General features: G+C 54.0%; 10 protein-coding genes and 1 tRNA gene. 5 read left to right on the top strand and 6 right to left on the bottom strand.

Features of this window, described 5'->3' with window-relative positions; translation table 11 throughout:
• Positions 1-84 precede the first annotated feature (84 nt).
• The 3 genes from FKCLFG_RS10160 (at position 85) to FKCLFG_RS10170 (ending at position 5024) form a co-directional block, all read left to right on the top strand.
• Entirely contained in the window at positions 85-1551 is a 1467-nt protein-coding gene (locus tag FKCLFG_RS10160; RefSeq protein WP_472612975.1) for a transglycosylase SLT domain-containing protein, read from the top strand.
• A gap of 201 nt (positions 1552-1752) precedes the next feature.
• Positions 1753-2658, top strand: a complete 906-nt coding sequence (locus FKCLFG_RS10165) for a recombination-associated protein RdgC (RefSeq protein WP_472612976.1) — start codon at positions 1753-1755, stop codon at positions 2656-2658.
• A 323-nt stretch (positions 2659-2981) separates the two neighbouring features.
• Complete coding sequence (locus FKCLFG_RS10170) at positions 2982-5024, top strand: oxidoreductase (RefSeq protein WP_472612977.1); 2043 nt, start codon at positions 2982-2984, stop codon at positions 5022-5024.
• Positions 5025-5229: 205 nt separating this feature from the next.
• Here the strand turns inward: FKCLFG_RS10170 and FKCLFG_RS10175 are convergent, their stop codons facing one another.
• The 4 genes from FKCLFG_RS10175 to FKCLFG_RS10190 all read right to left on the bottom strand — a co-directional run bounded on the left by FKCLFG_RS10175 (position 5230) and on the right by FKCLFG_RS10190 (position 9496).
• Complete coding sequence (locus tag FKCLFG_RS10175; protein ID WP_472612978.1) at positions 5230-5952, bottom strand: pseudouridine synthase; 723 nt, start codon at positions 5950-5952, stop codon at positions 5230-5232.
• Between the two features lie 4 nt (positions 5953-5956).
• Positions 5957-7693 (bottom strand): 30S ribosomal protein S12 methylthiotransferase accessory factor YcaO, encoded by a 1737-nt coding sequence (ycaO, locus tag FKCLFG_RS10180; RefSeq protein WP_472612979.1) that lies wholly within the window; start codon positions 7691-7693, stop codon positions 5957-5959.
• A gap of 138 nt (positions 7694-7831) precedes the next feature.
• Positions 7832-8620, bottom strand: a complete 789-nt coding sequence (locus FKCLFG_RS10185) for a competence/damage-inducible protein A (protein WP_472612980.1) — start codon at positions 8618-8620, stop codon at positions 7832-7834.
• Between the two features lie 33 nt (positions 8621-8653).
• Positions 8654-9496, bottom strand: a complete 843-nt coding sequence (locus FKCLFG_RS10190) for an EI24 domain-containing protein (protein WP_472612981.1) — start codon at positions 9494-9496, stop codon at positions 8654-8656.
• 188 nt (positions 9497-9684) lie between these two features.
• On the opposite strand from FKCLFG_RS10190, the gene FKCLFG_RS10195 reads away from it, so the two are divergent.
• Positions 9685-10269 (top strand): diguanylate cyclase domain-containing protein, encoded by a 585-nt coding sequence (locus FKCLFG_RS10195; RefSeq protein WP_472612982.1) that lies wholly within the window; start codon positions 9685-9687, stop codon positions 10267-10269.
• 81 nt (positions 10270-10350) lie between these two features.
• Here FKCLFG_RS10195 and FKCLFG_RS10200 read toward each other — a convergent pair whose 3' ends face one another.
• Positions 10351-11145, bottom strand: a complete 795-nt coding sequence (locus tag FKCLFG_RS10200) for a Crp/Fnr family transcriptional regulator (RefSeq protein ID WP_472612983.1) — start codon at positions 11143-11145, stop codon at positions 10351-10353.
• A gap of 619 nt (positions 11146-11764) precedes the next feature.
• Between FKCLFG_RS10200 and FKCLFG_RS10205 the strand changes: the two genes are divergently transcribed.
• Positions 11765-11840: transfer RNA gene (locus FKCLFG_RS10205), tRNA-Thr, on the top strand.
• 112 nt (positions 11841-11952) lie between these two features.
• Here the strand turns inward: FKCLFG_RS10205 and FKCLFG_RS10210 are convergent.
• On the bottom strand, positions 11953-12240 hold the full coding sequence (locus tag FKCLFG_RS10210; protein ID WP_472612984.1) for a hypothetical protein: 288 nt from the start codon (positions 12238-12240) through the stop codon (positions 11953-11955).
• Between the last annotated feature and the right edge of the window lie 227 nt (positions 12241-12467).

The raw sequence follows: 12467 nt of genomic DNA on the forward strand, positions 1-12467 counted from the left end.
GCGCGATAAAAGGCAGCTACGTACACTCCAACGATTGAATTTATACCCTTAAAGACGATGATTCAGCCAAACCAAATCAATCCCATGCGCCGATTATCTCGATTATCCCGATTCCCCCTACTCCCACTCAAGCTAGCGCTACTGCTGTGCTTCAGCGCCCCCCTCCTAAGTCAAGCTAACGACATCACGATTTCTTCCGCCATCATGGCACCTGGAACCGCGTTTGGCAGCGACGAGAACGATGCTGCGCAAGTGCTGGCGATGGAAGAAGTCGACGTCTGGGAGCGCATCCGTACCGGTTTCAGTATCCAGGATCTGGATAGCCCGCTAGTGGCCAGTCAGGCGGCTCTCTACAGCGCTAACCCGGAATATTTTTTGCGCACCACCAAACGCGCATCACGCTATTTATTTCATGTAGTGCAGGAACTGGACAAGCGCGGCATGCCGACCGAACTGGCGCTGTTGCCTTTTGTCGAATCCGCTTTCAACCCGGAAGCCTATTCCAGCGCCAAGGCGTCCGGCATGTGGCAATTCATTCCTTCTACCGGTTTGATGTTCAAGCTCAAGCAAACCATGTTCAAGGATGAACGGCGCGATGTTCTGGCATCGACCGACGCTGCCCTCAATTATCTGGAGAAGCTGTACGGCATGTTCGGCGACTGGCAGCTGGCGCTGGCGGCCTATAACTGGGGCGAAGGCTCGGTGCAGCGCGCCATGAAGAAGAACGAAGCTGCCGGCAAGCCGACCGATTTCAATGGCCTGTCGAATCTGATGCCGGCAGAAACCCGCAATTACGTTCCGAAATTACTGGCAATTAAAAATATCATCGCAGATCCGGGGCACTATGGCATCAACTTGCCAAAAGTGGAAAATCAACCGTATTTCGTCACCATCAATAAAACCCGCAACATCGACATCAAGATCGCAGCCCAGCTGGCGGAATTGCCGATCACTGAATTCAAGGCGCTAAACCCCCAGTTCAATCGCCCGATCATCATCGGCGGCGAGAAAACCCAGATTTTATTGCCGCATGACAACGCTGAAAAATTCCAGCGCAATCTTGCCAAATGGCAGCGTCCGCTCTCCACCTGGACTTCGATCACCGTCGGCACCCGCGAGCGGATCGAAAACATCGCCCGCATGTTCGGCACCAAGGCTGAAATAATTCGTGAAGTCAACCATATTGCGCAAAAAATGGTGCTCAAGGCCGGGTCCACCATTCTGGTGCCGAAGGCCATCGATACCTTCTACAACGACATCACTTCCGACATTGCAGACAATGCCACCATCTCAGTCGAGCCGGATCATCCCGATACCAAAAACATCGTCGTCAAAGTAGGCAAGCGAGACAGCCTGCTCTCGATCGCAAATCGCTACCAGGTCTCGATTGCACAACTCAAGGACTGGAATAGCCTGAACCGCGATCAGCTGAAATTCGGGCAGCGTCTGCGTCTGCAGGTGCCATTTGCCAGTAATACGGGACGCAACAACATCGCCCGCGCCAGCAGCAGCCGCCGCGTCAAGGCCCCCAGCAAGAAACGCAACCGTTAATTCCGCCATTCTCCCGGCATCCCGGGTTACCGATGATTCCATCGGCGGCCTGATGCGGGATTACGATGCGTAAAATCCAATAGCCCGGTACGTCTGCGGCCGGATATTTCCACCAATCGATAATTTCCGGCAAACCACTCCAGGTTGGCCGGAAACTCCATGCTTACGCATTCATTCATACATTTAATTTATATATCTATCATGTGGTTCAAAAATCTCCAGCTATATCGCCTTACCCTCCCCGTAAACCTGACTGCCCAGAGCCTCAACCTGGCGCTGGCAAAGCTGGCTTTTGGGCCGTCCACCAGCATGGACCTGCAAAATCAGGGCTGGGCCTCGCCACGCGACAATGACTTGCTGGTACACACAGTCAATGGCCAGCTGCTGATCATGCTCGGCACCGAAAAAAAGCTATTGCCGGCCTCGGTCATCAACCAGGTATGCAAAGCCAAGGCCGCAGAACTCGAAGAGCAGCAGGGATTCAAACCCGGCCGCAAGCAAATGCGCGATCTCAAGGAGCAAGTTACCGACGAATTGCTGCCGCGCGCATTCAGCATCCGCCGCAACACCTGGGCCTGGATCGATCCGGTCAATGGCTGGCTGGTGGTGGATGCGGCCAGCCCGTCGAAAGCCGATGAACTTCTCAAGCCGCTGCTGAAAGTGGTCAACGATATCAAGCTGTACAGCCTGCGAGTAGCGCAATCGCCGGTGGCAGCCATGACATCCTGGCTGGTGGCCGACGAAGCGCCGGCAGGTTTTACCATCGATCAGGATACCGAACTGCGTTCAGCCGGCGAAGACAAAGCTGCAGTGCGCTATGTCAGCCACACCATCGATCCGGACGATGTACGGCGTCATATTGCCGCCGGCAAGCAATGTACGCGGCTGGCGCTGACCTGGGCCGACCGGATTTCATTCGTGCTGACCGAATCGCTGGCGATCAAACGCGTCACCGCGCTGGATGTGATCAAGGAAAACTCCGACAGCAAGATGCAAAACGATGAAGAGCGTTTCGACTCCGACTTCGCGCTGATGACCGGCGAACTCAACCGCATGCTAGGCGACTTGGTGGCGGCAATGGGAGGGGAAACACCGCAGCAGCCGTAGCCGAGCCGCGCTCTAAATTGCCCGTAAAATCTTCATTTTGCGTCGAATATAGGCCAAGTACAGCCCTTACAACATAACAATATATGCCGGAGTATAGCCATTAATATGGCTATTTCCGCATGTATTGTTAGCATATTAAAAAATACTGGCGCATTTATTGATTTATGCCAGTCTTTTAAAAATGCACTTGCCTCGCAAGCGGATTGCGATCTGCACCATCATGCCGCGTTCCAGCTGCACGACCGCAGACTTTAGAGCCTGCCATCTACAGAAATAGGTTCCAATACCTGTCTTTCCATCCTGTCGATGCGCTTGCGACCACTATGACCAATCCACACTACCCTCACCTGCTGGCACCGCTCGACCTTGGCTTCACCACCCTGCGCAATCGGGTGATGATGGGTTCAATGCATACCGGGCTGGAAGACCGTTTTTACAATTACGCCAAACTCGCCGCCTACTTCCGCGAACGAGCGCGCGGCGGGGTCGGCCTGATCGTCACCGGCGGGATTTCACCGGACCGGCGCGGCTGGCTGCTGCCGTTCGGCGGCACGCTCAATAGCGTATTCGATCTCTGGAATCATCGGCGCGTAACTACCGCCGTGCATCAGGAAGGCGGCAAAATCCTGATGCAAATCCTGCATGCGGGACGTTACGGCTATCAGCCGTTGGTGGTTTCCGCCTCGGCAGTAAAATCGCCGATTTCAAAATTTCGCCCGCGTGCATTGAGCGAAAAAGGCATTGAAAGCACCATCCGCGATTACATCCGTTGCGCCCGGCTAGCGCAGCGCGCCGGTTATGACGGCATCGAAATCATGGGTAGCGAAGGCTATCTGCTGAATCAATTTCTGTGCGCCCGCACCAATCTGCGCACTGATCGCTGGGGCGGCACCATCGAAAACCGGATGCGTCTGCCGGTCGATATCGTGCGCCGGGTGCGCGCTGCGGTCGGCGGCAATTTCATCATCATGTATCGCCATTCGCTGCTGGACTTGATCGCTGGCGGCAATAGTTGGGATGAGGTGGTGACGGTTGCCAAAGCGCTAGAACAGGCCGGCGTGACCATCATGAATACCGGCTACGGCTGGCACGAAGCGCGGGTGCCAACCATCGTGACCTCGGTGCCGCGCGCTGCTTTTCGCAGCGTGGCAGCGCGTCTGCGGCAGGAATTATCGATCCCGATAGTGGCTTCCAACCGCATCAACATGCCGGCCGAAGCCGAAGACATCCTGCGGAACGGCGACGCCGACATGATTTCGATGGCGCGCCCATTCCTTGCCGATCCTGATTTCGTCAACAAGGCCGCCAACGGCCGCAGCGACCAGATCAATACCTGCATCGGCTGCAACCAGGCCTGCCTCGACCATACTTTCGCTAACAAGCGCGCCAGTTGCCTGGTCAATCCACGCGCCGGACACGAGACCGAACTGGTGTACGCAAAAACTGCCAAGAAGCGCCGGGTGGCAGTAGTCGGCGCCGGCCCGGCCGGCTTGTCAGCCGCCACCGTAGCCGCCGAATGCGGCCATGATGTAACGCTGTTCGAAGCCAGCGCGGGCATCGGCGGCCAGTTCAACATGGCCATGCGGGTGCCCGGCAAGGAAGAATTCAGCGAGACGATTCGCTACTTCGGCCGCCAGATCGAACTGACTGGCGTCAAGCTGCGGCTAAACCAGCGCACCACCCGCGAACAGTTGATGGCGCAAGGTTTCGACGACATCATCGTCGCCACCGGAATCAAGCCGCGCACGCCGCGCATCGATGGCGTCGATCATCCGAAAGTATTGTCATACATCGATGTGTTGCGCGACCGGGCGCAAGTCGGCAAGCGGGTTGCGATCATCGGTGCCGGCGGCATCGGTTTCGATGTCGGCGAGTACCTGCTGCATGATTCTGAAGTGGCGTTGCCGGTACCGCTGGCGCACTGGGCCGGCGAATGGGGCGTCGATTTGAACGCCGCATCCGAAAGCGGCAATGGCGGCCTGGTTGCGCCGAAACTGGAAGCGCCGCTGCGGCAGATTTATCTGCTGCAGCGCAAAGCCAGCAAACTGGGCGCCAGCCTGGGCAAAACTTCCGGCTGGGTGCATCGAGCCACGCTGCAGCGCAATCGGGTGGAAATGCTGGCCGGCGTCGGTTACGACAGGATCGATGACCAAGGTCTGCACATCACAGTCGATGGGAAATCCCGCTTGCTGGAAGTTGACCACATCATCCTGTGCGCCGGACAAGATGCGCTGGCCGAATTGATGCCGGCAGAAAAATCGACCGGCGGGCCAAGATTTCACCTGATCGGCGGCGCGGCACTGGCAACGGAACTGGATGCCAAGCGGGCGATTCGCGAAGGTGCGGAACTGGCGGCACGGCTGTAGGAAGCAATATACAAGGTGGTAGTACCGCTAAAAATAGTGGCATTACCGCATATTTTCAGGGAAATTTTAAAAATACTCACTGATATACAGGCAGGCCGGGCTTGCGTCCGGCCGGCAAATCGCTACATGAGTGAATAGATCAATAGATTGGTAGGGCGGGCTTCCACCCGCCCACCCCTAATGCGTTCGCCCAGGCTACGCAGGCTTAATCCGCCGTCGGCACCAGCAAGGCCAGCTGCGCTGCATCCAGATAACACCACTCGCCCTCCTCCAGTCCCAGCGCTTCCAGCGTCAAGCCGCCGATTGCCCCCCGGTGCAGAGCGGCGCAATGGTTGCCGGCAGCCGCCAGCATGCGCTTGACCTGATGATATTTGCCCTGCTCCAGCACGATTTCCAGCTTATGCGTATCGCGTTGGCGGCAAGTTACCGCCGCCAGCGGTGCAGGTTCGTCAATCAGCTGAACGCCGGCCAGCAATTGCGCCACCAGTTCCTCGGTTACCGGCTCGGCGGTGGTGGCGACATACACTTTCGGGATATGCCGCTTCGGCGACGATTGTGCATGGATGAAAGGGCCGTCGTCCGACATCAGCAGCATGCCGGTGGTGTCGTGATCGAGCCGGCCAACCGGCTGCACGTCGCGCCAGGTGAACTGTTCCGGCAGAATGCTGAGTACGCCGGGATGGTGGCTGGGCTTCCTCGAACATTCAAAATCGGCCGGCTTGTTGAGTGCGATATACACGTGCTCGCGGTACGGCCAGACTTCATCGAAGATGGTCAACTCCAGCCCATCGGTCTCGATCTGAGCCCGATAGTCGGTCACCGCAGCACCGTTGATGCTGACTTCGCCATCGGCAATCAGTGCGCGGCACCATTTGCGGGTACCGAAGCCTTGCGATTGCAGGATGCGGTCCAGGGTGAATTTGCTCATGGCCTTAGTTGACCGCCGCCTGTTTGGCCAACTGCACCTTGTCATAGGCCGCCAACAATTGCTGGTGCATCTCGCAACCATCGAGGTTCATGCCCAGAGTTTGCAAACCGTAAAAGCGATCTTCCCTGCCCAGCAACGCTTTGGCCTGCGCCAGCGTTTCAGCGCCGTACAGACTCTGCAGTGCAGCTTCGAACGGCGCGCTGTCTTCCAGCCCGATCAGACTTTCAATGCAGCGATAGACGCGTTGCCGGCTTTCGTTCAATTGATTGAAGTTGCGGATCCAGTCGCAGCCTTCGCGGATCGCTTCAGTGTCGCCAATCGCCAGCGCCAGCAAGGTCTTCAGCTCGCCGATGCGCAATTCCTTCCACAGCGAAGCGGAGTCCGCCGCCAAGCCGATTATGGCGGCGACAGGGCGCTGCTCGGCCAGGCCGAGGTCGTTGAGCGTACTGAGCAAGTCGGCGCATTCTTCATCGTCGAGTTCCTGCAGGTGCAGGATCGGTTCGCGGATCGCATTGCCGATGCTGCTGTTGTCCCATTCCAGGTCTTCGACCGGATAGATGTCGGACATGCCGGGCACCAGGATGCGGCAGCCGTAGACGCCCAGATGGGTGAAGTCGGCAATGTAGATGTCATGCTGCATGTCGTGGATTTTGGCGATCGACCAGGCGTAATCTTCGGCGGTGGTGGTGCCGAAATTCCAGTCGTGGAAGGCGAAATCCGGCGTGTCCTTCAGGAAGTTCCAGCTGATGATGCCGCTCGAATCGACGAAGTGGATTTCCAGGTTTTGCGAGTGGGCGATTTCTTCCATATCGAAACCCGGCTCGGGAAAGCCGTCCATCGATGCCAACGCGCGGCCTTGCAGCAACTCGGTCAATGCGCGTTCAAGTGCGATCTCGAAGCGCGGATGGGCGCCGAAACTGGAGAAGCAGCCTTGGTCGTTTGGATTGAGCAGCGTCACGTTCATGACCGGATATTGGCCGCCGAGCGAAGCGTCTTTGACCAGGATGCCAAAACCGACGGCGCGCAGATCGCGGATACCGGCCGCGATGCGCGGGTAGCGGTTAATCACTTCTTCCGGTACGTCCGGCAGGCAGATGCCTTCGCGGATGATGCGGAACTTGACGTCGCGCTCAAAAATCTCGGACAGCGCCTGGGTGCGCGCTTCGGCCTGGGTATTGCCTGCCGACATGCCGTTGCTGACATACAGATTGCCGATGATGTTGACCGGGAACCAGACCGTGACGCCGTCGCGCTGGCGCACATACGGCATCGCGCAGATGCCGCGCTCGGCATTGCCGGAGTTGTAATCGACCAGCATCTCGGCGGCGATGCTGCCTTCCGGGTTGTAGAACTGCTGCAACTTGGGCGTCAACAGTTCCTGCGGCCAACTGTCTTCATCCTCCTCCAGTGCAAACCAGCGCTCCTGCGGGTAATGGGTAAACGCCGCATTGGCATTTTTTTCGCCCAGATAATAATGGGTCCAGAAATAATTACAGGACAAGCGTTCGAAAAACTCGCCCAGCGCGCTGGCGCGCGCAGCCTGCTCGGATGCGCCTTTGCCGTTGGTAAACATCAGCGGACAGTCGCGGTCGCGGATATGCACCGACCAGACGCCTTCGATCGGGTTCAGCCACGAGCGCTCTTCAATATGGAAACCGCGTGACAGCAGTTTTTCCTGCATGGACTGAATGGAAAATTCAAGCGAGGCATCTTTGCCTACGATAAAGTGTTCGGTTTGCATGATGGTTCTGCCTTTGGCAGCGTTAAGAAATAAGATAAAGCAGATTAAGAGCGCAAAGCGGGCGCGAAGCACCCGGTGAGTAAACGCTGCTACTTCCGGCAGGCCCGCAGTGTAGCAGCCTGCGCAAAATCACACCGTTTAGCTCTGCTGCGACAGATTCACGCCTAGCGCCGCAAGGCCATCCAGCATTTTCGCAAATGCGGCGTCAACCTGCTGCGGCTGGCCTTTTACGCCAAGCTCGATATGGCGGCGGGTTTGGGCATCGCCCACGCTGGGCAGGCTAAATACCTTGATCAGTGTGAATTCAGCTTCGATTTCTTCCATCAGCGGCGTCAGGTTCGATTCCATTGCGTCAAATACCAGCACCGATTTCTCCAGCCGCGCTTCCCGATGGAATAAATGCGGGTACTCGGTATCGAGCACCAATTCGATCATCGGTCCGACCATCACCGGGAATCCGGGGACGAAATGATGATGACCAAATGAAAACCCGGGGATTTTATTGAATGGATTTGGAATAATTCTGGCGCCTTGCGGAAATTCGCCCATTTTCAAGCGCTGCAAATGCTCCGGCGAACTCAAGTCTGGCGCAGTTCCGGCTTCAACGGCCATCTCCGTAATGCGCTCCTGAATCTTCGCTTTCGCCTCTGGATGCAACACCAGCGGCAAACCCAGTGCGGCAGCGGCGCACTGACGGGTATGGTCGTCGGGCGTGGCGCCGATGCCGCCGCAACAAAAAACAATGTCGCCGCTGGCAAACGTGCGGCACAAAGTAGCAGTAATGCGCGCACGCTGGTCGCCGATATATTCGGCCCAGCCCAGTTGCAATCCGCGCGCCGACAATAGCTCGACCACTTTGGGGAAATGCTTGTCAATCCTCTTGCCTGACAGAATTTCGTCACCGATGATAATGAGTCCGATAGCCATGGTTTTGAGTCTCTTAGAATGGAAGAAGCGATATCAGTTGATATCTCTGGGCATAATTTGCGGCGACTGGATGCCTGCAATATCGGCGGCCCTGTATTTTTGCAGCGCCGCAAGACAATAATACTGGAACCACAAACCGGTGAACACGAACACCAGCACATACAGCCAGATCGAACCCGCGGCCAGCAGCGGAAAAAAAATTACGGACAATGCGCCGCCCAGCCACAGCAAGGTGGGAGCCGCACCCATCGCGCCGCTCACCGCGCCGATCATTAGCAAAGGCCAGCGGTGGATGCGCAAAATCGCCTGGCGTTCCTGCGCATCGGCATAATCAGCCAGCGCATCGTAAGCCATCACGCGATAAGTCAGCCAGCCCCACAATATCGTCAGAATAATGAAAGTCAGCGGCGGCACCAGCGACAGCGGCAAAGTAAGCAGCCACAAAAGAATGAAGATAATGAACGATGAGCCCGACATCCACAGGCTGCCCCAGAACGAGCCTCCCTTGCGTGCTTCCAGCGCAGGAAAATGGCGCTTGCCCACGTGTTTGACGATCAGCGGCATGGAAACCAAGCCAATGCATAACAAGGCCGTCAAAATCATCAACGGCAGCAACAGCCACATGGCAATCAACGGCACCAGCACCGTCTTCAATGCTCCCAGGCCCAGCATCACCAGCACATTGCCGGAAATCCGGAAGCCGTCATTTTCAAGAAAATAACCTTGCAGCCAATCTATCAATGGCTGCAGTCCTTGCCACAACGTCAAGCCCCAAATTATCACTGACAGCAAAAACGGCAAGATAGTCAGCAACAACATCCGGTAGTGCATTTGCGACAGGAGCGCCCTGCCGAAAGCAATCAATACTGGGCGCATCAAAAAATCCTTTATTGGCAAATGCTGATACGAATAAGCGGTCAACTGTTTAATCTTAGATTAAACAGGCGAAGGCATATTTTACATTGGGCGGCTAATGCAACCTGGCTTGCTGGTGAGCGCTGCTCCCGGTAAAGGCTCTAGCTGACATAGGTACCGGCCAAGATCTCGTTTGCGAAATCACCCAGATGCAGAATGCGGCGCGCTATGCCAACCCACTCACCCTATTACCGGGAAAGCTGCTGAAAAACGGAAGCCATTTTTACGCCTGTTACTGCGATCTGGATCACTTCAAGCCGTTCAATGATGCCTATCGATACCGGCGCGGAGGCGACGTAATCCAGTCATCGAGCCAAATTTTGATCGACTTTGTCGATCCTGAGCTGGACTGGGTTGGCCATATTGGCGGTGACGATTTCATCGTCTTGCTGCAAAGCCGAGATTGGCAAGCGCGCTGCGACGCGATTCTGGAACAATTCGCCAGCATGATTCAAAGCTATTACAGCATTGAAGATCGCGAACGGGGCGGTTATCTGAGCGAAGATAGGCAAGGCGTCAAGGTGTTTTGCCCATTGATCAGCCTGTCAATCGGTATCGTCAAGGTTGAACCAGGCAAGTTTTACTCGCACCACCAGATTTCCACTGCGATAGCCGAAGCAAAAAAACAAGCCAAGAAAATATCCGGCAACAGCATTTTCGTTGACAGGCGACTCGGCCCTGCGTCCGCACCTTTGTCACGCAATATTGCGGTGCTTCTCGCTGAAACTCATTGAAAATTCGTGCCTACATTGCTGCGCCACAATAAAAAAATCCACTGAAATAATTCAGTGGATTTTTTTTAAGTGCGGTATCAGTTATTGAACTACATATGCCGCAGCTGCCAATTTATTCTCCTTGGATTGTTTCGAACGATTCCGTGATGGCGGCAAACGGCGCTGATTAACAGCAATCATGCCGATTTCGTTAAAGGCGGACAAAGTCCTGCTGACGGTTTCCAAGGTCAATCCCAGATAGCTGCCGATTTCGTGCCGGGTCATCCTGAGGTTGAAAAACTTGCTGGAATACCCCATCAATGCAAATCTGTCCGACAACGTTACAAGAAACCGCGCGACCCGGGCTTCTGCACTGAGTGCGCCCAGCATGCCGACCATCGCTTGTTCCCGTACCAGTTCCCGGCTCAACACATCGTATATTGCGTTTTCAAGCTCAACATGTGTGCGAGCAAGCGCGGTCAGTTTTTTGAATGGCAGCAAAATCAGATCGCAATCTGATAACGCCACTGCTTCGGATGAATACAGCCGTGAATTGATACCATCAACGCCGAGAATATCTGCCTTCATCGGAAAGCTGAGGACTTGCTCATTACCGTATTCGTCAATAAGTACGGTTTTCAGAAAACCGGAATGCACTATATACAGCGCATCGAATGGTTGCCCAATGGTATGCACTCTTTGCCCTGCCTTGAACTGCACATGCTGGAACAGCAAATCTTCATCGTCACAAACTGTAGCAAAAGGGATATGCAGCAAGTCGCAGACATCTTTAAGGCTGGACCATAATCGTCCTTGGCATTGCCGTCCGGCAGCCAGAGACGATGACGGCAGAATTTGTGAAAACGGCTTAGTTTTTGATATCTGTGTTTGCAGCATGGTATTTCCCCTCTGAAAGCTCAAGTAATTTGGAATAACTAAATCAACTGAACAGGATTTCATCGAATTTTGCCGGAATCATGACAAAAATACATGATCTACAATTTCCGAAAATTTTTAAATATTTACCCATTCCGATGATCTTGCATGTGTAAACATCACATTTTTATGCACTTAATTGCTTTGGCATATCTATAGCTATTGTTGTTTCAATCTGCGTATTCACATCGAAATACACATTTTCAATGTGTATTTCAGAAAGCCTGAGTAACATTCATTCAACCCATCCAAGCTTCAATACACAGTTTTATTATTGCAATTCCTGGCAGATGTCTCAATCAGTGCTTGCTGAATGCCGGCATAGGATTAGTGTTTTAATTAGTAAGAATTTTCTTACTAATTCTGCTATCAAACTGATAATATATTCAACATATAAAAAATTATTAAAATGCAATAAATGAGCGATAAAAACCAGCCACCCCAAACCTTGAATGTACTTGTAAAAATCCGCATCAATTAACAGGAGTTCCCAACATGGCGTCGTACTGTTAAAATGCCCCCCGGTCTCGCCAAAACAGCGGTGCAGAATTAAGTAGATTTGACAAGTTTTTTAAAATCCGCCGTTGTAGCTCAGTTGGTAGAGCAATTCACTCGTAACGAATAGGTCGCCAGTTCGATTCCGGCCAACGGCACCAAAATTCCATAATAATCAGCAAGTTAGAGAAACCGCCAATGCGGTTTTTTTTTGGCTACGCTTGGGGCAGCGACGTAAGTTGGGCCCGTAAAATACTGCGAACTGAGATCCATCTACCACATTCCTTGTAGAAGTTCAGTCCATCCTTGCGCACTCCATCTTTTGTATTTTGGTTGGCCGCAACGCATTCTCGGCGGTATGTTGCCGTCACAGCTTCCATATTTAAAATAACCAGATTTACAGGCCTCTTGTGCGCCATTTTTCGCCCGGGCTTTTTCCAATAATTCCCGCATGGAAATGATTTTGTCTTTCACGCGAATATCTCTATTCCGAAAAATAGTGCTGATAGCACTGCGGTTAGTGCCAATCCACGGATAGATCACGCCAAAAAAGGGTAGCATGGCAGCTTCCGCAATCGCGTTTGACCGGGCGCATTTAGGCGAAACTTAAGCCGTTAAAACTGGCGGCGGCTGTATAGCAATCCAGTTATCGAATAACGAAGCGGGTAGCGATCCGTTTTATTGAATACTTAGCAGAAATTAAAATTTTCAACCACGGAGTAAATCATGAGCAAAAGCCAAGATTCAAAAAAAGCAGTCAAGAAAGAACCAGCCAAAACAATGAAGGA

This window comes from Gelidimonas denitrificans (assembly GCF_055694065.1).